9 protein-coding genes are annotated in these 21,921 nt (G+C 61.3%); 4 read left to right on the plus strand and 5 right to left on the minus strand.

Translation table 11 applies throughout. The features are described from left to right. Nucleotides 1–351: 351 nt before the first annotated feature. On the minus strand, nucleotides 352–10,026 hold the full coding sequence (locus HGSM_RS02070) for a DUF5979 domain-containing protein (protein WP_154646211.1): 9,675 nt from the start codon (nucleotides 10,024–10,026) through the stop codon (nucleotides 352–354). Nucleotides 10,027–10,521: 495 nt separating this feature from the next. Here HGSM_RS02070 and hrpA point away from each other — a divergent pair, with 495 nt between their 5' ends. Then, nucleotides 10,522–15,156 carry an ATP-dependent RNA helicase HrpA gene (hrpA, locus tag HGSM_RS02075; protein ID WP_081581264.1) on the plus strand — a complete coding sequence of 1,545 codons (4,635 nt, stop codon included), beginning with the start codon at nucleotides 10,522–10,524 and terminating at the stop codon, nucleotides 15,154–15,156. 162 nt (nucleotides 15,157–15,318) lie between these two features. Next, nucleotides 15,319–15,573: a hypothetical protein gene (locus tag HGSM_RS02080; protein ID WP_230197464.1), complete on the plus strand. Its 255-nt coding sequence runs from the start codon at nucleotides 15,319–15,321 to the stop codon at nucleotides 15,571–15,573. A 55-nt stretch (nucleotides 15,574–15,628) separates the two neighbouring features. Here HGSM_RS02080 and HGSM_RS02085 read toward each other — a convergent pair whose 3' ends face one another. After that, nucleotides 15,629–16,000 (minus strand): DUF488 domain-containing protein, encoded by a 372-nt coding sequence (locus HGSM_RS02085; protein WP_019147079.1) that lies wholly within the window; start codon nucleotides 15,998–16,000, stop codon nucleotides 15,629–15,631. Nucleotides 16,001–16,155: 155 nt separating this feature from the next. Here HGSM_RS02085 and HGSM_RS02090 point away from each other — a divergent pair, with 155 nt between their 5' ends. Next, nucleotides 16,156–16,776, plus strand: a complete 621-nt coding sequence (locus tag HGSM_RS02090) for a histidine phosphatase family protein (RefSeq protein ID WP_019147080.1) — start codon at nucleotides 16,156–16,158, stop codon at nucleotides 16,774–16,776. Nucleotides 16,777–17,022: 246 nt separating this feature from the next. Here HGSM_RS02090 and HGSM_RS02095 read toward each other — a convergent pair whose 3' ends face one another. The 3 genes from HGSM_RS02095 to HGSM_RS02105 form a co-directional block, all read right to left on the minus strand. Beyond that, nucleotides 17,023–18,012 (minus strand): ROK family protein, encoded by a 990-nt coding sequence (locus HGSM_RS02095; RefSeq protein WP_019147081.1) that lies wholly within the window; start codon nucleotides 18,010–18,012, stop codon nucleotides 17,023–17,025. Further along, nucleotides 17,997–18,779, minus strand: a complete 783-nt coding sequence (gene nagB, locus HGSM_RS02100) for a glucosamine-6-phosphate deaminase (protein WP_019147082.1) — start codon at nucleotides 18,777–18,779, stop codon at nucleotides 17,997–17,999. The genes HGSM_RS02095 and nagB overlap by 16 nt, the downstream gene beginning before the upstream one ends. A gap of 276 nt (nucleotides 18,780–19,055) precedes the next feature. Further along, nucleotides 19,056–20,213 carry an ROK family transcriptional regulator gene (locus HGSM_RS02105; protein WP_040594239.1) on the minus strand — a complete coding sequence of 386 codons (1,158 nt, stop codon included), beginning with the start codon at nucleotides 20,211–20,213 and terminating at the stop codon, nucleotides 19,056–19,058. A 92-nt stretch (nucleotides 20,214–20,305) separates the two neighbouring features. Here HGSM_RS02105 and HGSM_RS02110 point away from each other — a divergent pair, with 92 nt between their 5' ends. Further along, nucleotides 20,306–21,733 carry a family 20 glycosylhydrolase gene (locus HGSM_RS02110; protein WP_019147084.1) on the plus strand — a complete coding sequence of 476 codons (1,428 nt, stop codon included), beginning with the start codon at nucleotides 20,306–20,308 and terminating at the stop codon, nucleotides 21,731–21,733. Nucleotides 21,734–21,921: the final 188 nt, after the last annotated feature.

The following is a 21,921-nucleotide window of genomic DNA, read 5'->3' on the forward strand; positions in this document are numbered from 1 at the left end:
CAGTCCCCTTTGTCCGCCGAGTTGGCACTTAGCCCGGCGTATCGACAATCTGGCACCCAGGTGAGGCGCCATCACCACCCACAGTAATGAATTGCGTGAGATCGCGAAGGCACGGGGACCACCTCCCTCTTGCATAACCGCAGGTCCATGCCGATTTTGCCCCCAACCCTGTGGGCACGGTCACAGGGTTACGGACTCGGTGTATCGCAGTGTGAGAGACCAATTACGCAGGACGGGGAGTCGCGGTGGTCTCGAGACGCAGCAGGACCCCAGCGGCCAAAGCCGCTGGGGTCCTGCTGAGCAGGGGCTGCGCCCCTGCGTTATGTTCCGTTACCGGAGCCTGGAGTTACTTCAGGCGTGACGGCCAGTCCGTCGACGAGCAACCAGCAGGTAGGCTCCACCGGCGATCAGTGCGATCGCTGCCAGACCCGAACCCAGGATCGCGACACCGGTGGTCGGCAGCTTGCCGCCCTCCTCAGTGTTGCCATCCACGATTGCTACGCCAAACGTGTTGACCACTGTGATCTTGGCGGAGCGTTCCTTCTCAACCTTCACGGACTTACCCAGGTCGGTCTTGGTTGCCCCGTGTGCGTCAACCTCGTTGACTACTGCACACTCGGCGCCCAGAGGAACGTTTGGAACAACCGGCTTGAACTTGTTGTCCGCGTTGGCCACTGCGGTGTAGGTGTCGTTGCCGCCCCACAGTACTGGGGTATCAACGCCATCCACGTCCGCCAGGCACTGGACCTCGAGTTCGAACGACAGGTCCTTAGCCTGGTGTGCGAAGGCACCCTTGAGTTCCTTCTTCACCTCGACCTCACCGATCTCGAACGTGTTGGTCACCGTGATGACAGCAGGGTCAGTGCCCGGCTCTCCCACGACCACGTTGTCACCCGTGTCAACGCTGGTTGCGCCGCCGGTCACCGTCTCGTCCGTGACAACACAGTCGGCACCCGAAATCAGGTTCGGAACCATCTGGCTGTAGCCATTCTCAGGCGATAGGTCGAGGCTCAGCTTCTCCGCGCCATCCCACAGAACAGGGGTGGTCACTTCATCCTTGAGGTAGGTGCACGCCAGCTCGACCGTGTAGGTCTTGCCCGCTGCAAGAGCAGCGCCCGATCCCACGACGTCCTTGCGGACCTCGATCTGGGAGACGTTGAACAGGTTGTCGAGGTTCGCGATGTTCTCGCTTGCCACGTCAATGTCCTCGGTATCCGCAATAAAGATCGAACCGTTGTTCTCGAACGTGGACTCCGAGGCTCCACCGCTCAACGTTTCCTCGAGAGCACACTCGGAGCCCACAGGGAGCTCGACCTTGTTGCCTTCCGTATCCAGGAAGTACTGGGTTTCGCCGCCCATGATGGTCAGTTCGCCCGTGTACACGTTGTCGTCCTGGTAGGTACACGATGCTGCGACCTTGAACTCCTGGTCCGCTCCGAACCGGTCTGCGCCGTCACCCGAAAGGCTCTTGGTCACGCCGAGCGTGCCCACCTTGAAGGTGTTGGTCACGGTGATCTCACCAGACGCAACGTCGCTGGTGGCGGACTCGTCGCTGGAACCGGATGAATCGTCGGTAATCAGTTGGACGGGGGCAGTCCACGTCTTCGATGTGGCGCCGCCATCAACGGACTCACCAGTGATCTCACACGTGGCGTCCTCGATGAGGTCGATGATGGTCGCCGAGTAACCGTTCTCCTTGGACAGCACTACGTCGAGCGTAGGCTCGCCGTCCCACAGGATGTCGGTGTCGACTCCGTCCTTTTCGTAGGTGCAGGCAAGCTGAACCGTGAACGGACCAGCGCCGTACTGCTTGGCGCCAGCACCCACGATGTCCTTGTTAATGGTCACCTGGGCGGTGTTGAACGTGTTGGTCAGCTCGATCGCTGGGAGCGCAGGCGCTTCCACACCTTCCGCCGCCGCGGCTGGCACGATCACGTGCTCACCGAGGTGGACGTCGTTCGCGCCACCCTGCTGGGTCTCTTCCGTGACCCAGCAGTCTGCGCCAACAGGAAGATTGTCGATCTGCGTAGCGTAGCCGTTGTCCTTGTTCAGCGTGACCTCGGTGGTGTTACCGTCGTTCGCGAACACCGGAGTGTCGGTTCCGTTGACGTCGTATACACAGGACACGTTGGCCTTGTAGGTCTGCTCGCCAAAGCGGACAGCGGCCTCACCCACCACGTTCTTGTGAACCTGGATGGAGCCCGTGTTAAACGTGTTGGTCACGGTGATCTGTGCCTGGTTTTCAACACCATTTACGACGATCTTGGCTGGCTTGCCAAGGTCCGTTTCGTTGGCACCACCCTTACGAGACTCCTGCGTGATCTCGCACTCAGCGCCCTCGATCAAGCCCGTCTCGGTGTGGGTGTACTTGTTGGCCTGGTTGAGGACGATGTCAAGGAACTCGTCCTCACCCCACGTGATCGGCCTTGCTGCGCCGTCCACGTCGTAGGTGCAGGCTAGACGCACGGTGAACTCGTTCTGGCCGTACTGCGCGGCACCATCACCGAGGATCGCCTTGTTGATGGTGAGATCACCGGTGTTGAAGGTGTTGGTCACCGTTGCGGTCTGCTCGGCGGCAGGCTCGGCCGTTTCCGTGACCTTGACTGGGTTCTCCTTGGTTGCGGAGAACTCGATCTCGTTGGCGCCACCGGTTTGGGTTTCGCTAACGATCCAGCACTCAGCTCCGACCATCAGATCGTCGACAACAGCGCGGTAGCCCTCGGCCTCCTTCAAGGTCGGAGGCAGAGTCTTGGAGCCATCCCACAGGATGTCCTCCACCTTGCCATCAGCCATGTAGGTGCAGCTGAGATCCACCACGTAGTCGTTGCCGCCGAAGCGGTCCACGCCTGCGCCAACTTCCTTCTTTTGGATTGCGATGGAGCCGGTCTTGAACACGTTGGTTATGGATGCGGCCGCGACCTCCGTGTTGTCCCCATCCTTACCATTCGCAATGATCGTGACTGGAGACTTCTCCGTTGCAGAGAAGGCCCTATCCTGCGCTCCACCGGACACGGACTCGCCCGCGATCCAGCAGTCAGCGCCGGCAATGATGCCGTACACGCGCTTGGAGAACTCGTTGGAGGTGTTCAGGTCAACATTCAGGAAGTCATCACCAGTCTTGGCAACGGTTCCGGTGGTGTTGTCCCACAGGACCTTCTTGTCCTCGCCATCTACCTTGTACTGGCAGACGAGTTGAATGGTGTAGGAATCCACGCCGTAACGCTTGGCTCCCGTGCCCTCGACAACCTTCTTCAGGTCAATGTTGCCGACCGTGAAGATGTTCTCGACGTCCACCACGTTGTCAGAAGCCGTCGTGGCATTCTCGCCAGCAACGATTCCAACGTTCGCGGTGCCCTTGTTCACGATGGAGTCGTTAGCCCCACCCGTCTTGGTCTCTGCGATTACGCAGTCGGCACCAGCAGGGAGTTTGGCATCCTTGCCCCTGAACTTAAAGGTGGCAGTCTCGCCGGCCTTGAGGGTTACCTCGCCGGAGTAGACCTCGGTGCCGTTGTAGGTGCAAACGGCTGTAACGGTGAAGTTTTCTCCGCCGAAGTCGTCAGCGCCCGCTCCGGTTGCACGCTTGGTTACCGAGAGGGTTCCGTGCGTGAACTCGTTGGTGACGTCCACCGTGGTGTCGGTACCGATCTTGACTGCCACACCGTTGTCCTTGGCGGTGACGGCGTTGCCGTCGACCTTGAAGGAAACGATCTTGGCGTTGCCGGTCTTGGTCTCCGTCAACACACAGTCCGCGTTTGCAGGGATCGTGTTCTTTGGAGCCGTCCAGGACAGTGTGCCGTTGCCCGTATCCGAAAGCGTGAAGTTGATCGGAGCGATCACCTTCCCGTTGAACGGCGCACAGGTGAGCGTGAAATCAAACGGACCGTAAGCGGCGCCCACGGTGTCGTTGGCGGTGATCGCCTTAGACACGGTGAGGTTGCCGTAGTCGTAGGTGTTCGTGATCGTTGCGAGTTGGTCGGCTCGAACCGTCTTGGTCGCAACGGAGTCGATCAGGATTGTGGCAGGGCCTTCAGAGACCACACCATCAACCGAGATCTCACTGTCGGACTCAAGGTAGGTTCCCGTTTCCTCGATCTCGCAACTTGCCCCAATTGGCAGTTTGTCAATCGTGACCGAATACCCGTTCGCCTCGTTCAGCGTGACGGAGATTGGGTCCAACTTCGTTCCGGCAACCGTGCACGTGGCGGTAGCGGTGAACGACTGCGCTGCGAAGTCCTGTGCCGCCCCGTCCACCTTCTTCTCCACGGTGAGGCTACCCACTGGAATGTGGAGGCCCACGATGGACGCAACGCGGTTTACGGGGTTTCCACTCACTGGCGTTGCCGATACCGCAGCCTGGTTCCAGGCCTCTTGGTTCGGGTCACGCAACTCGTCGGCCGAAGTGCCGTCAGTGAAGCTCTTTACCGAGGTGGTGGTGAAGAGCTTGGTCTCCAACGCCTGGCCCGGCTGGAAGTAAGATCCACCTGCGAACTCGAAAGTGATCCTGAATGACTTGATGCTGTTCAGCGCTGCGCGGCTTGGGAACGCTGCCTGTGCAGCTGCGCCAACCGGCTTTCCATCCGCGTCAAACTCATACCATGTGGCCTTGGAGCACGACGTGTCGTTGAACCAGTTGGATTCGGTGCAGGCGTGCTGCTGCGTGGATACCTCGACCTTGACCGAGTACGGGGCCTTGTCAACGCTGCCATCCGCGGCGCGGCGGACGAACTCGAACGGCTTGAGCGCAACACCGGACTCGGCCAGCTGGAACTGGGTCGAGAACGTCGAATTACGTGGCAAGCCACCGGAGATCAGCTTGTCACCTGGCATCGGAAGCTCATCAATGAGGACAAACTTCTTCATGTCCTTGCCACCAGTGTTGGTCACTGGAATCTTCCATGCGTCCTTGCCGCCGATGATCGTGGCGTCGGCGCAGCCGCGGGTGTAGAAGCCCTCGCTGTCAGGAGCACAAGTCGCGTTTGCCGAGTTGGACTTGGCGCCCTCAATGTCGAACTTGCTATCGAGGTTTCCGTTGACCCACTTTTCCGTAGCGATGTCCGCGTCCGTGGTCATCGAGACCTTGAACTTGGCGCCACAGTCGGTGCCCGGGAGTTTCTCGCCCGTTTCCGGGTCCGTGGTCTGCAGGTTGTTCGCATTGGTGTCGTGCGTGCACGACTCGAGAGCGTGTGGCTGATCGGTACGCACCACAAAGCGGTTGGTGAGTTCCTCAGCCGATCCGCCACCCGCACGAACCGTGGTGGGGATCTTGATGGTCATGGACTCGCCAGGTTCCATCCGGCCCTCGCCCTGCGCCCACACAAAGTTGAGCTGACGCTTGGCGTCGTCGTAACTCCACGACTCAGGAGCGTCCACACCGTCTGCTGGGTTGAAGGAGACCGTTGGGTCCGCTCCAGACCATGCAATCTGGCGCGGCAGGTAGTCCGTCAGGGTGTCCAGATCGATGTAGCCCGTACCCTTATTGGTGACCTTGAGGGTCCACATCACTGCGTCGTCAGCCCTCAGACCCGAGGCTGGGTCTGCGGCCTTGTCCACAGAGATCTTGGTGGTTCCGGAGTGCAAAGCGATGTCCGCAGGGTCCGTAGCAGTCTTCTCTCCGTTCAAGCGCCCAAGGCCCTTGCGCTCCACAGTCGAGTCCACGTGGTTGGTGTACTTGACTGGCGTTCCGCTTGGGAAGGTGACCGTCTCGGGCTCGCCAACCAGTCCCACGCTGGTCTCGCGGGGCACGATAGTGAACTTAGCCTCGGTCGACCATACAGGGGTCAGAGTCTTCTCGTCGAAGACGAGGTTCTTACCGTCGATCTCTCGGAAGTACTCGAACACAAAACCTGTGATCGATTCCAGCGCGATGTCATCGGGCAGAACTACCTCGAACTCCTGACCAGAGATAGCCTGAGTGACTGCGACCTTCGCCGTCTGTTCCTTACCGGTGAGCACGGAAACGACAACCTTGTTAGCGCCCTTAGGCGACTTCACCTTGAAGGTGTTGGAGGCCAGAGCGAAGGTGTTCCAGAACTCCTTGGTAGTGTCCTTGAGTTCGACCCGGTTGGGCCAGATCGTGGAAGCACCCTGATGTGCGGAGATGGTTACGCTGCTTGCCATTCCACGCTTGGGTTCGAGAACGGTCTCAATGCCTTGGACCGTGTCGGGAGCATCAATCACCTTGTCGGTCTTGATGTCCAACGTGCCGTCCACCAGCTTGGTGCCAACGGATTCGGCGTCGCTGACGTAACCCCACTGCTTGTCGAGCGGCTTGGTTTCGTCCCACTTTTCGTTGGCCAGTACGTGGTGGTAGGACTGCGCAGCCACCGTATTGGTCATTTCCTTGAATTGCGCGCCCTGCTCACCCGTACCAGCAATCTGCTGGTCGGTGGAGCGGTAGGTCTTGCGCAGTTCTACGCTCACGTCGGCCGTGATCTGGTCCTTCTTCCACAGGGAGCCCGCGCCTTCTAGGCCGCTTGCACCCACGTAGAGGACCGAGAAGCCAACCACTTGGGCAAGCTTTTCCTTCTTTGCAACGTCCCCGAGGGAGTTGAAGGCACGAAGGGAGATCTTCTCAACTGAGCTGACCTTGGACGCAGCGTCGTACTTCCACAGTTCAAGGGTGGTCAGCTCCTGATCGAGCACGTTCAGCGGGGAAATGGTTATTCCCGTGATTCCGAACGCCTCAAACGGGCTGGTTTTTGCACAGTCCTTGAAGTAGTCCTTGACGTTTCCACCCGATGTGAACACGTCGCGCACTTGCACGCGCGGGTCGCCAAGGGTCGGGACTACACATGACTCATGGTCACCGGCATCGGTGATACGCAGTGAGTTCGCGGGTGACGATGACTCATTGTTCACGGCGAGACGGTAGGTGTACGAAGGGTACTGCCCGGTGAAGTCACTCAATTCCGGTACCGCAACCGTGTATGGGCTCGGCTGTACTTGGTTGTTTACTACGATCTGCTTGCTCGTGTTGACGCCTGGAGTTGGATCCGAGATTGGGTTCTTTGAAGGAGCAACTTCGGTGTCAGTCTTGTCCCCGCTCCACGCAGATCCGCGCACCTCGTTCAGTACGTTTTCGTCCTTGGCAGTAATCCAGTCAGAAGGATTTGTGCGCTTGGAGTCCCTGAGTTTCCAGTCAAAGTTGAATGTGGAGTTCACCTTGCCTGGGTTCGGAACAACGATTCCGCTGCCAGCCTTTGGCGCAAGTGGGCTCTTAGATGCACTGCGTACAGCGGCGTCTTCAACAACGGTGATGCGAACACCTGTGACCGAGGCCTGGAGTTCTGCAGATAGGGTGACCTTGCGCATCGCACGGCCATTCATCCAGTTAACGTCGCCGCCCGCGGACAGTTGACCGTTGGTTCCTAGCGCCTTCCAGCCTTGGCCGGAAATATACACCTCGACGGACTTCACGCGGTCCCACTCGAAAGTGCCATCCATCGAGATGGACGTCAGGTTCGTCATGTCGAACACGGTATTCGCGCCCACGCCAGCCGCGGGATCCGTGGATGGTTCCTGGATGACTACCGCGTCGGTGAGCTGGCTGTTGATACGCCAAGGAGTCTTGGTCCGGCGTTCCGTTCCCTGCTGGGTGTAGAACGGCTGGGCTGTTCCGTTCGCAACCGTGTACCAATTCTTTGAGATATCAATGTCAGGTCCTGGTCCAGGACCAGTCACTGGCTCCTTGTAGTAGTAGAGCTCGGCAGCCGCTGGGTCGCTGTCCACGCCCGTGAGGATGCAGGTGTCCGGCTGAGTCTCACACGTCACACCTGGACGAGGAGCCTCTCCGGTTACCGTGGCCGTGTTGGTGATCTTCTGCTTGAGGTCAAAGGGAAGCTCATTGATAGGCTCCCCACCGGTTGCGGGACGTGGCTTCGGATCAAACACGAGCGTCGGCTCGACCTGGACGCCCTGGGAGAAGCTCTTCTCAGCGTCATAGACGATCTCCACCTTGGTCACCTTGCCAACTAGATCAGCGGGCACGGCCAGCGATGACTCGCCTGCAGGCACCTTAACTGTCTGCGGTCCGGATGCCGTGTGGAAGACAACGGACACCTCAGTGTCCTCGCCGAGCGCGTGCTCAAGCCCGGAGACGCTCACCAGATCGGCGTGCTTCCAGATGTTGTTCGCGTCGCTTTCGATCAAGCCATCGGCGATGACCACCTTGTTTGGCGCAACGTTCTTGCCGCCTGCCTTCACGTTCGCCTGGAGGGAAGCAAAGATGTAGTTGTTCTCTGCGTACTTAGAATCAGAGAACTTCTTATCCAAGCTCGCTTCGATAGAGGGCTCGTGGATCGTCACGGAGTCCTTGGTTTCTGGCGCCTCTACCGGACGGTCCTTGTACTTACCGGAAGCGTTCAAAACGTTGTCCGCAACGCACGAGGTCTCGGCCGCTTCAACCGAACACAGTGCATTTTCGCCGGTGTTTTTGGCGTCGAGAACTGTGGTTGGATCCGTCTTGTATGTGACCTGTGCATTCAGGGACGCACTTGGGGCAATCTTGCCCTCTGCCACAACCTTGAACGATGCACCAGCGGTCAGAAGTGCGGTCACAGTAGCCTTGTCTGCTTCGCTGAGCTTAGCGCTGCCATCCACGACAGGAAGGTTAAACGTAGTGTCCACACCGCCCTTGGTCACCACAAACTTGAGAGCGGTTACGCCTTCTGGAATGGTGCTGACCGAGATGCCGTCAAACGTGATTCCCTCTCCGAAGAACCCCGTGTCAACCAACGTCATTGAGTCAAGCGAAACTGGCGATTTGTTCGTGCCTTCGATGGTGAAGGTTCCACCTGCCCCAGCTGGAACATGGTCCTCGGCGAAAACCTTCTTTGAACTAATTTTCAGGTCGATTGGCACAATCTCGTAGCCTGCGTCGTCCACAGCAACGTTGGACTTCTTGTCCCCCCGCTCGAGGAACGTCTCGGCCTTGTTGTTGACCGCGATCTTCTCGGCGACGTTGTCCAGTTTGGTGTCGGGGTTGCTGCGCATTGCGCTGCGCTGAGTCACTTGTGGCTCCACAACGAAAGTTGCGTCGCGTTCGATCAACCCACCATCGGCGGCCTGAAACTCCACGCTAAATCCGGTGACGTCTTCCAGGTTCACGGTGCTGAGGTCAGGAGATGAGCCCGCCGCCACGGTGACCGATCCAGCGCCCTCTGGCGCAAATGTAATTGTGGCGCTACCTGCGCCCTTCGGCCAGGTGCTGATTTCCAAACCATCGAGGTCGACATAGTCGAACGGGTTGGTTCCGCCGATAGGATCATTTAGCGTCCAGCTCTCCGCCCCGGAGTTAGACGTGTTCTTACCTGTGAGCGACATGGATCCCACACCGTCGACCATGGACCAGGTCTCGTCGAGGCCCACGGAGAGCTTGCGCTCAAACGTGTAGTCCACGGTTGCGTCCGAGGACGCCGTGGAGTTGGTGTTCTTGATCGCCGACGTTGCGGTGTTCTTGATGTCCTTGGCCGCGTGAACCCAGTCGGGGTCCTTGGCTTCGCTTGGGACTGTCATCTTGATGACGATGTCCGCACCCGCGCCAGCCTGCATGTTGGCGATCGACCCGCCAAGTTGGTGACGGCCGTCCTTGTCTTTGCCCAGCGTCAGGGAGTGGCTTGCCCCAGTGGGTAGCTTGACGCTCTGGATCTGCGCACCAAACCCGTTGAGTTCCTCGGGAAGGAGATCGTCAATTGCGGTCTCGAGGCAGGCAAAGTTGTCACACGCGACCTTGATGACCCAGTAGAGGTACTCCGTCTCGGGATCCGTAACAGAGATGTCCTTCACACCACTGTTGAAGTCAATACCTTCTTGGGAGTTCTTGGACGAGGTCAAGACTGTCTTATCGATACGCGTGACCGCACCTGCGTTCTGTTCACCCCCCGCCGCCTGTGCCGGCGCTGGCACAGCCATCGTCAGGAAGGACGAAGCCAAAACGGACAAGGTTGCAGCAACGGCCATAAAGGACCATCGTTTGCGAAGCGAGGCCATTAGCCCGGTCGCGCGCGGTTCCATATTCTCAAGTTCCATTCAAGGTGGCGGAGTGTGGGCAGAGCTACGCCAAGAACTTTGAGTTGACACAAAGGCGGCGGAGCGAATGTCAATTGCTCGTGGAGGCCTGTCTGGCGGGACGGCCACGGGCAGTTCTGTCCATCGACATTATTTATCTACAAAACTAACGCGTGGAAGGTTTTCTTCCAAGGTGCCGGCTAGGGCCCTGAATGACACAAACCATCCGGTCGAAGGCACATTTTTCCTACCAGGCGGCAAGTTTTTGGCATGATCACGCGGTTTGTTTTGCAAGCACCTTGGCGGGACTCTTCACGTGGGCGGAGAAACACGGCCGATAGTTCACCCGAAAGCCGACTGTGATTCGCGCCCCACCCGGCGATGCCTCGACGTAAGACCCACCTTCACTCAGTATCGTTCGCTATCTCCCAAATCGGCCAACAAGGGTGGCGCGATCTCGCCCGCTCCTCGCCCTTCACTCAAATAAAGTTGGGGAAGCCCCCTGCTACTGGGAGAATGGAGCCCGTGAACGGCCCGCAGCACTCCCCAAACCCCCAGCCCAACTCAGCCACTCCCCCAACGGAGGGGCAGAAGAGTGCGCGCCAAGATCGTCGTGAATCTGGGTCCCAGCGGACACAGGCCCGCGGGGCGGGCCAGAACCGCAACGCCCGAGACCCAAAGAACCAGCGCGATTCCCGAGCCAACGCCGCCAACACCGCCAACGCCGACAAGGACCGCACAACAAGCGCGCCCCGGCGCAACCGCAATGCCAAGCCAAAGCGCGACACCTCCGCCACCCCGCACGTGAACCTCGCGCGCCTTGCCAAGGCCGCCGAGCATCGCGCGAACGTGACCGTTCCACCCATCACGTACCCAGAGCAACTGCCCGTCAGCGCACGCCGCGAGGAAATCGCCAACGCGATCCGGGACAACCAGGTTGTGATTGTGGCCGGTGAGACCGGTTCGGGTAAGACCACCCAGCTGCCCAAGATCCTGCTGGATCTTGGCCGCGGCCGGAAGGGCCAGATCGGGCACACGCAGCCTCGCCGCATCGCGGCGCGCACGGTGGCCGAGCGCATTGCCCAGGAGATCGGCACGAACCTCGGTGACATCGTGGGTTACCAGGTCCGATTCACGGACGAGTCCAGCGCGAACACGCTGGTCAGAGTCATGACCGACGGCATTCTGCTGGCGCAGATCCAGCGCGATCCCCAGTTGCTCGCCTACGACACGATCATCATCGACGAGGCCCACGAGCGCTCCCTCAACATCGACTTCCTGCTGGGTTACCTGACCAATCTCCTGCCTCAGCGCCCAGACCTCAAGGTGGTCATCACCTCGGCAACCATTGACTCGGAGCGCTTTGCCCGGCACTTCGCGCCGGGTGGACCGATTACCGACGATGAACTCGAGTCCCAGCAGCCTCTGCGCGACCCCGCTCCGGTTGTGGAAGTGAGTGGCCGAACTTTCCCTGTGGAGATCAGGTACCGGCCTTTTGACGAGGACGATGACGTCGACATGATGTCGGCGATCTGCACGGCATTCGATGAGCTCCAGCGCGAAGGCCCAGGCGACGTGCTCGTGTTCCTCTCCGGTGAGCGCGACATCCACGACGCCGAGGACGCGCTGCGCCAGCACCTGGGCGCCCGCGCGAACGACCCACGGACTCCCGGCTACACGCAGATCCTGCCCCTGTACGCCCGGCTCTCCGCGGCCGAGCAGCATCGCGTGTTCCAGCACCACGAGCACCGCCGCATCGTGCTCGCCACGAACGTTGCGGAGACCTCGCTGACTGTTCCTGGCATCCGCTATGTCATCGATCCGGGCACCGCCCGCATCTCGCGCTACTCCAAGTCCACCAAGGTCCAGCGGCTCCCCATCGAACCGGTCTCGCAGGCGAGCGCGAACCAGCGTTCCGGCCGCTGCGGGCGAGTCTCGGACGGCATCGCAATCCGCCTGTACTCGGAGGAGGACTTTGCGTCCCGTCCCGAGTTCACGGAGCCCGAGATCCTGCGCACCTCGCTCGCCTCTGTTCTGCTCCACATGGTCTCCGTGGGCGTGGCCAAGGCTCCCGGCGACGTGGCCAAGTTCCCGTTTGTGGAAGCCCCAGACACCCGCGCCATCCGCGATGGCGTGGCCCAGTTGCAGGAGCTCGGCGCCCTCGAGTACCGCACCGGCCGCGACGGTGAGCAGCGCACCGCGCTCACCGCTGTCGGCCGCCAACTCGCAGCACTCCCCATGGACCCACGCCTGGCACGCATGATCGTGGAGGGTGGAAAGCACGGCGTGGCCCGCGAGGTCATGATCATCGCCGCGGTCATGTCCATCCAGGATCCGCGCGAACGCCCGAGCGAGGTGCGCGACCTCGCGGACGCCAACCACTCCCGGTTCGTGGACGGTCACTCCGACTTCATGACGTACCTGAACCTGTGGGAGTACGTCCGCCAGCAGCAGCGCGCGCTGTCTTCCTCTGCGTTCCGCCGCATGTGTAAGGCCGAGTACCTCAACTTCCTGCGGATCCGCGAGTGGCAGGACGTGGTGTCCCAGCTCAAGGAAATGACCCGCTCGATGGGTATCGAGTCCGAGGTTAGGAAGCCGCAACCGCTCCGGGACAAGGTCGCACTGGACCAGGGCATCACGCCGGGCGGCCGGGGCCGCTCGGGTGAGACGATCGCGCAGGGCACTGCGGCGCAGGCTGCCACCGTTCAGGCCGCCACCAGCGCGACCAGCGCCAGCGCAAACAGCACCAATAGCGCCAAAATCACCCCCGACACCAAGTTCGTGTGGGACTCGCAGACCATCCACCGCTCCCTCCTCGCCGGTCTACTCAGCCAGCTCGGCATGCAAGAGGCCACCGAGGTACGCCTGAACAAGACTGGGCGTGAGACCGCTGCGGACAAGCGCGCCAAGCGCATGGCACGCAACGAATACCTCGGTGCCCGTGGCGCCCGGTTCGCCATCTTCCCCGGATCCCCTCTGTCCAAGAAGCCGCCGGCGTGGGTCATGGCGGGCGAACTCGTCGAGACCTCGCGCCTATGGGCTCGCGATGTCGCCATGATCGAGCCCGAGTGGGCCGAGGAACTCGCCGCTGGGATCGTTAAGCGCAACTACTCCGACCCGCACTGGTCAACCAAGCGCGGGGCCGCGATAGCCAACGAGAAGGTGCTGCTGTACGGCGTGCCTATCGTTGCGGAGCGCCCCGTTCTGTACTCCAAAGTGGACCGCGAGGCCGCCCGCGACATGTTCATCCGCCACGCCCTCGTGGCCGGCGAATGGACCACGCACCACAAGTTCTACGCGCACAACCGCAAGGTCCTAGCCGAGGCCGAGGAACTCGAGGCACGCTCCCGTCAGCGCGGTCTCGTGGTGGACGAGGAGGCGCTGTTCGCCTTCTACGACGAGCGTCTGCCAGAGACCATCGTGTCCCAGCGTCACTTTGACCAGTGGTGGAAGGGCGCGCGCATTGCCACCCCGGCCCTGCTCGATTTCTCGCTGGAGCAGCTGGTCCCTGAGGGCCAGGACGCCGTGTCCGATACCGACTTCCCGCAGACCTGGGTCCAGGGCGACATCACGTTGCCGTTGACCTACCAGTTCTCCCCGGGATCGGCCGCCGACGGCGTCACCGTGCACATCCCCATCCAGCTCCTCAACCGAGTGGTTCCTGACGGCTTCGACTGGATGGTCCCCGGACTGCTCGATGAGTTGTGCGTGGCCACGATCCGCGCACTGCCCAAGGTTCTGCGCCGCGAGCTCGTGCCTGCCCCCGACTGGGGCGCCAAGATCGCGCAGTGGCTGCGCGAGAACACGCCCGCGTGGGAGGACATGACCCGTGCCGGCGATATGGCGGAGTCCTTCTTTGGCGCGTTCCAGCGTGCCGTGTGGGCTCTGAAATACCTAGAAATTAGCGACGATTCATTTAGTTCCAGCACCCTGCCCGGCCACCTGCAGGTCACGTTCCGGGTGTTCGCCCAGCGCGGGTCCGGCCGCGGGGCCGTGGTGGACGTCCTCGGGGAATCCAAGGACCTCGTAGCGCTTCAGCGCACGCTCGCGAACGCTGCCGAGGATGCTGTGCGCAGCGCCGTACGCGGCGCTGTGGGTGCGGCTCTCGCCGAGGCACAAGCAGGGGCCCAAGCCGGGGCGAACGGCCGGAAGGGCCGCGGTCAACAGCCGGGAGGCTCCGGAAACACAGGCAAGCTCAAACAGAATAGTCTCGGCGCCGGACCGGAACAGATCACGCACACCATCTCCGAGGCCGAAGGGCTGGAGGACTGGCCAACCGGCGGCTCGTACGACGAACTGCCGCTCGTGGTGGAGGGACGCGGTCCAGGCGGTATTGAGGTGCGGGGTTACCCGGCCCTGATCGTCGAAAGTCAGGGGCCAAAGGACCACACAGTTGCCCTGCGCATTCTGGCCGACCAGAACAAGCAGTTGGCCTCGCAGCGCGAGGGCGTGTGGCGGCTGGTACTGGGGCGTACGGCGCTCGCGCCGGCCCGCGTGACCTCGCGGTGGACCGGTAAGCAGGCGCTCACGCTTGCGGCCAGCCCGTACAAGAACACGGATGCGCTGGTGGCGGACGTGCAGCTCGCGGCCGTGATGGCCCTGCTGCCAGATGCGGGGACTATCCGCAGCCGCGCCGATTTCGAGGACGCGGTGACGATGGTGCGCGGCAAGATTGAGGACGAGATTCACCGGATCATCGGGGATGTCGTGGCGGCGCTCAGCGCATACCGTGATGTGGATGCGGCGGTCAGCGGCAACAAGTCGCTCGCGCTGCTCGCAACCCTCAACGACGTGCGGGCGGTTGCCGGCGCGCTCATTTATCCCGGGTTTGTGTCCGCGACCCCACCTGCGCAACTCCGGCACCTCGCGCGCTACCTGCGCGCCCAGGTGCACCGGATCGACAAGGCCGCGGACTCCGTGCACCGTGATAACGAGATCGCGTGGAAGATCGGCAACGTCACCGACCAGTTCACCAAGGCGCTTGGGACGCGGAATTCCGCGGGGCTTGTGGGCCTAGACAACCCGGCGCTCGTGGACGTGAAATGGATGATCGAGGAACTCCGCGTCTCGATGTACGCCGTCCAGCTGGGCACTAATGGCTCGGTCTCGGAAAAGCGTATCCTCAAGGCCATCACGGCGGCGGTCGCCTAGCCCACCCCAAGAAAGGCCCACCCCTTCCATTTGTTACATCGAGAGTATTCCTGAGCCCACTCTCGTCATCGAGAGCGGGCTCAGGAATACTCTCGATGACGGGGGGGATGGGCGCCGAGTAGTGGGTGGGGCACCAGACCCGGGATAGGGGAGAATGGAACCATGGCAAAAATGAACACCACCAGCGCCTCCGCCCGGGTCGAAAACATCGAGGTCGACGGCGAACGCTTCCGCGTAACCGTGGACGGCGACGGCGCAACCTACGACTGGCTTTCCGGCCCCAACAAGGACTACGGCTTTTCCCTCTCGGTCCAGGGACCGAGCCGCTTCACGTTCCCCCGCGAGTTCCACGTCTCCCAAATCAAGACATTCCTGGCAGACATCGACCCCGCCACCGGTTACCTGCCCGAGGACTAGCTCCGCGTGTGGGCAGGTCCCAGCCCTGTCACACCAAAATTATCGACGATCTTGGTCACGCAGCGCGTGACGCCCCGTCCTGCTCCAACAGGTAATCGCGGAGCACGACCACGTGATTGATGTGCTCGTCCTTGGCCGCGTAGACCAGCGTGACAAGGTCGTGCTTTCTGAGCAGTTCGAGCGCCTGGGCGACAGCCGGATTGGTGTCCAACTCGGCTCGGTACACATCGGCGAACTCGGCGAACCGGTCGGCCATGTGGCCGAACTCCTTGCGCGCGTCGGTGGACGGCGCAATCTCCTTAAACCACAGGTCAATCTCAGCTTTCTCCTTGGCTACGCCCCGCGGCCACAGCCGGTCAACCAAGACGCGGAACCCATCCGAGGATTCCGGTTCGTCGTACACGCGCTTCATCGCAATCGTGGCCACTTTCCCATCTCCTTGACCGCTACCTGTCGGCACACTTGCCGCCACAGGACTTCACCGGCCGGCCACCGGCATGATGCTTTAGCCGGATACTATTCGTGTGAAGACCACAAGCCCATCGTGGGCCTCCGACGCCTGAAAGTCGAGCGATAATCCCCATGACCACCCGAATCCACTTCATCCGACACGGCCAGATCGACTCAAACGTCACCGGAGCACTCGACACTGCAGTCCCCGGGCCCGCGCTCAACCAGCTTGGGCTCACGCAAGCGGAAGCGCTCGTGCAAACGCTCGCGCACGTGCCTTTCGAGGCCATTTACGCCTCCACTGCGACCCGCGCCCAGATGACCGCAGCACCACTCGCCGCCGCGTTGGGCCTAGAACCCCAGATCCGCGATGACATCCGCGAAATCTCCGCGGGCAGCCTAGAAATGAGCATCCGGCACGAGGACCGCGTGGCCTACCACATGGCAATCGACACGTGGGGCCGAGGCGACCTTGACGTGAAGCTCGCCGGCGGCACCACCGGGCGAGAGGTCCTCGCGCGCGCAGACCGAGTATTCAACGAGATCCTGGCCGGACCGCACCGTGAGGTCGCAGTAGTCGCACACGGGGCTCTCATCGCGTACTGGACCGCGGTCCGTTCGGGTAATTTCCCAGAGGATCTGCTCATGTCGCACCCGCCGCTCAACACCGGCTTTGCGGTAGTGGAGTCACACCCGGGTGGCTGGCGCTGTACCCAGTGGATGGGCCAAGACATCGCGCTGCCAGTCCAGTAGCAGCCGCGCCTCTACGAGCGGTGAAGTGGTGCTGGAACGCGCCCAAGATCGTCGAAAATAAGGAACCGAGTTCCTCGGCATAAATGGGAAATGGGCGGAGGTCCGGACTGCACAATCCGGGTCTCCGCCCATTTTCACTTGTAGTTGCCGGATCCCGAGGGGCAAGGCCCAACGGGATGTTGCGGCAACCCACGCAACAGCTGCCTAACCCTCTCGAGTTGGCGCACCCAACTCGAACATGGTGGATCAGGCGACCTGCTGCAATGCGCCAAGCCAGTCGATTGTCATGAGCGCAACACCCAGTACGCCCGCTCGCTGACCTAGTTGCGCAAGTACAATTTCTGGCGCCTCTATAACAGTTGCCAGTTCCTTCATCCGCGCTTCCACGGGGTCTACCAGGATCGATCCTGCTGCGGCGAGACCGCCGCCGAGAATGATCCGGGTTGGACCCGTCACCATGGCTGCGCTGAACAGCCCGAACGCAAGGTTGCGGGTGGCTTCGTCCCACACCGTCGCAGCAATCGGGTCAGTGGAAAGGTTCTCCACCAGATCGCGCGAGGTCTTGAGCTCCGGACCGCACGGGTCGATGCCCAGCGCCTTGGAGTAGATCTGCCCGATCGCACGCGCAGAGCAGAAGAGCTCTAGGCATCCCCGCTGGCCACAAGCACACCAAGGGCCATCCTGGACGATGGGCATGTGCCCAATCTCGCCTGCAGGCTGACGGTTGCCCGAAGGCATCAGCCCACCACGAACGATTTTTCCGCCGCTGACCAGTGTTGCAGCGATGCCGGTTCCTAGGAATACGGCGAGCACGTCTTCGACTCCGCGCCCGGCTCCTAGCCGCTTCTCTGCAACGCCCGCTGCGGTGACATCGTGCGTCAGGTAAACGGGGATGCCTAGAGCGGCCTGAAGCTCGGAAGCAACGTACCTGTCGTTCCATCCGAGGTTGGAGGCAAGCTTCACCAGACCCGTGTCGGAGTCAAGGACTCCGGGTACGCCGAGACCCACCGCGCGCACGTTAGTGCGCTCGGCTGGGTCCACGCTCTCCAGAAGAGTACTGCTCAACGAGATGATCGTTTCGATGGCAGCGTCGCCGTCGCCCGTGGGCGTTGGCAGGGAGTGCGTGGCGAGAGGCTCGCTGAGAGTCCCGCCCTCCCAGCGCATGATCTCTCCGCGGCTGTTAGTGCCGCCGATGTCGAGCGCTAGGACGAGCGTCTCTGTCAGAACTTCTGCCATTCTGGCTTCCGATCAAAGGAAAGACGGTAGTACTCGGAGTGCTCGAGGCCGGACGCTGCTGCCTCGTCTACGAATACGGTTGCACGGTTGTGGAGCTGTAGGACCGAGCCTGGGCAGACCGCTGCGAGTGGTCCCTCAACCATGTCGGCAACAGCCTTGGCCTTGCCCTCACCGGTTGCGATGAGAACGAGGTGGCGTGCCTCAAGAATGGTGCCAAGGCCCTGGGTCAGGGCGTGCATTGGAACGTCATCGATCGAGTCGAAGAAGCGCGCGTTGTCCTCACGGGTCTGCTGGGTGAGCGTCTTGAGACGGGTGCGCGAGCTAAGGGAGGAGCCAGGCTCGTTGAATGCAACGTGCCCGTCCGAGCCAATGCCGAGGATCTGGACGTCCACGCCGCCGGCGTTCTTGATGGCCTCATCGTAGCGAGCACCAGCGGTCTGCAGGTTCTCGGAGGATCCGTCTGGGCTAAAAACGCGGGAGTCATCGATGTCTACGTGGCGAGTGAACTCGTTACGGATGACCTCGTAGTACGACTCCTTGTGTCCCTGCGGAAGACCCACGTACTCGTCAAGAGTGAACGCGGTGCAGTTCGCAAACGACAGTCCCTCTTCCTTGTGCCGACGAATCAGCTCCTTGTAGATCGGAAGAGGCGATGATCCGGTGGCGAGACCGAGAACAGGGTTCTCGGTGTTGCGTACGGCGTCCTCAATGACATCGGCGGCCATCCGCGCCAGTTCCAGGCCCGAATCATGAATAACGATTTCCACAGCGTTTCCTTTCAGAGCTAGACACCCGTTCGTGCTGGTCTGCGCGGGTGCCCTGCGGTGCGTAGGGCTGTCTCCGAGTGATCGGTTCCAGTCCAAGTAGTCGCGACTTTGTGTGCGACGAGGTCTTACATGACGTAGTTGGTCCCAACCGTGGACCGCGTAGTCCATGGCTCGGGGCCGAAGTAATAACCGAAGTGCCGGGCAAGTCAATGAGGGGAGGTCTGTAGCTAGCCCGGCACTTTGGCCGTCTGGTGATCGCGTGCTAAAACGAGTTCCTTAAGAGAGCCCGAGTTCACCACCCAGCACGTGCGCTGCTGCGCCCGTTAGCACTCCTTCGCGATCCAATGCGGCCATGCGAAGCACGATTGGCTTGTTGGAGAAGTGGGAGGTGTTTGCGTTCACTCGTTCTTCGGCGGCCACGCGAAGCGGACCGTCGAGAAGTTCCATTGCGCCGAACAACACGATGTCGTGGAGACCAAGTGCTTGGGCGATTGGGGCGACGACGTCCCCAAGGCGCTGACCTGCAAGCGTGAGCTCGCGGTGCGTTGTTTCCTCGTCCTGGTCCCTGATCAGGGAGCGGAGGCGAGGTGAGTTGATGTAGGCCTCGAGGCAGTCCGTGCGCCCGCAGGAGCAGAGAAGACCGTCGCCAGAGATCTTGACGTGCCCAATCTCTCCAGCGGTTCCGTCGGGACCACGAAGCAGGCGTCCGTCACACAGGATTCCCGCGCCAACACCGCGGCTGATCTGCACGAGGATGAGGCCGGAGCCGTCGCCCTCACCAAACGTGTTCTCGGCAAGCGCTGCAGTGTCTGCGTCGTTTGCAACGTAGGTGGGGAGTTCAAGTTCGGTCGAGACAATCTTGGGCAGGTCCACGTCCGTCCAACCGAGGTTGGGGGCGTTGTGCACGAGTCCCTCGGCGTTGACGATACCAGGGGTACCGATACCCACTCCGAGGACTGGCGCAGAGGCAGCAGCAACCAACTTCTTTGCGAGGGTGATAACTCGGGCCGTGGCCTTGTCCCCCTTCTCGCCATCGAGTTGAATGGAGTCCCGGGTGAGAATCTCGCCACCAAGCGAAACCACTGCACCTCGGAACTCGTTCTCGTTGGACAGGTCGAGGCAGACGATGTTGTGTGCGTCGTACTTGATGTCCACGAGCGTGGCGGGCTTACCTACGCGCACACCTGGACGGGGGCCGATCTCCTCAATGAGGTCGCGTTCCATAAGGTCAGTTACAACGTCCGAGATGGTTACTCGGGTCAAGCCCGTTGCGCGAGCGAGGTCCGCACGACTAGCGGGGTCCTTCTTGTAGAGCTCTTGGAGCACGAGGGATCGGTGTAGTTGCCGTACATTTACCGGCAGGATCTTCGATGATCCTCCGGTAACGCGAGCCCCATTTGCTCGTCGGCCTGTACTACTGGCGATCGATGTCATAAAGTAAGTACACCTTACTTACTAATTAGCGTCAAGCCCCACCGACCGAAATCGAGTAAGTAATCGTAATCGCGCCAACGACGGAGCTAAACATGAGCTTGCACATCATTCCAAGGCCTCAAGACCTTACCCTTCTGGAAGGCCCTGCAGCGGTTCTCAGCAGCGCCAAGATCCTCGAGCTGGCGGCCGCTGTTCGGCCAGAAGCACCAGCAGCTGCCGACCGCCTAGCAGCTTTTGCTAACGAGGCCGCACAGGGTGGTTCTGAGTCCGCGGTCGAGGCAAACCCCACACTCGATTTCGTCCTCGATGACAGCCTCGCGCCCGAGAGCTTTGAGCTTGTAGTGACTGAAGGCGGGGTATCCATCAAGGCCGCCTCGGCTGCCGGAGCCCTGTATGCCGTGAACGCGCTCATCCAAGCGCAGCGCACCCCGAACGCTCCAGCGTTCAGCGCATCGTCCACCCCACGCTACCCAAACCGCGGCTTTATGCTCGATATTGCCCGCCACTTCTTTGGCGTGAAGGAGATCAAGCAGGTCATCGACATTGCCTCCACCTACAACTTGAATCGCCTCCACCTCCACCTGTCTGATGACCAGGGTTGGCGCATCGAGATCGACGGCCGCCCAGAGCTCACCAAGCTCGCCTCTGCAAACGATGCAGACGGCGGGCCTGGTGGCTTCCTCAACTTTGACGACTACGAGGAGATCCAGGTCTATGCCGCCCTCCATGGCATGACCGTCATCCCGGAGATCGATCTCCCCGGTCACACCAACGCGCTGCTGGTTGCTTTCCCTGAGGCTTCCCCGGACGGAAAGCCGCGCGAGCCATACGCAGGCATCGAGGTTGGCTTCTCTTGGGTAAACCTCACCTCGGACGACACCTGGGCAATTCTCGACGACATCGTGGCTTCGCTTGCCCGCCGCACGCACGGCGAGTACCTGCACCTCGGTGGTGACGAAGTCCTCAAGGTTGAACGCCCTGAGTACGAGGAGTTCATGACGCGTCTGGGCAAGCTCGTAACCAAGCACGGCAAGAAGATGGTGGCCTGGCACGAGGTCGCTGGTTCCGAGCTTCAGGACGACACGCAGGTCCAATTCTGGACCGCTAACTTCAACCTTGAAAAGCTCGCAACCATCGCGGAGAACCCGAACGTTCAGGTCATTGCGTCTCCAGCGCCGCACGTCTACCTCGACCTCAAGCCTGTTGAGGACTTCCCTCTGGGACTCACCTGGGCCGGACTCGTTCCGCTCAAGGCGACGTTCGAGTGGGAGCCAAGCGAGGCCGTGCCGGTTCCAGCCAAGATGATCACCGGCGTGGAATCCTGCCTGTGGACCGAGACCATCCGCACCATGGACGACATCACCACGATGATGCTCCCACGCATCGCCGGTGTTGCATCCGTGGCATGGGGTTCCCCACGCGACTTTGAAGAGTTCGCGCAGGCCCTCCCAACCCACGCCCGTGACTGGGCCGCACGCGAGGTCGCGTTCTACCGCGATCCAGCGGTCAACTGGGACTGAGACACCGAGTGGCTGGCACCGCGCGCGGTGCCAGCCACTGAGTAATCCTGAGGCGCAATGCCTCTTTGAGCTGGGAGCTCCTCACGGAGCCCCGGACTCGTCGCAGCATAACTGATACGGGGACTCCGCTGACGTTGGCCGAAACGAGTAGGTCGTGGCTCGATGCGGGGGCATCGGGCCACGACCGT

Source organism: Timonella senegalensis JC301, from assembly GCF_000312125.1.
Lineage (GTDB): Bacteria > Actinomycetota > Actinomycetes > Actinomycetales > Cellulomonadaceae > Timonella > Timonella senegalensis.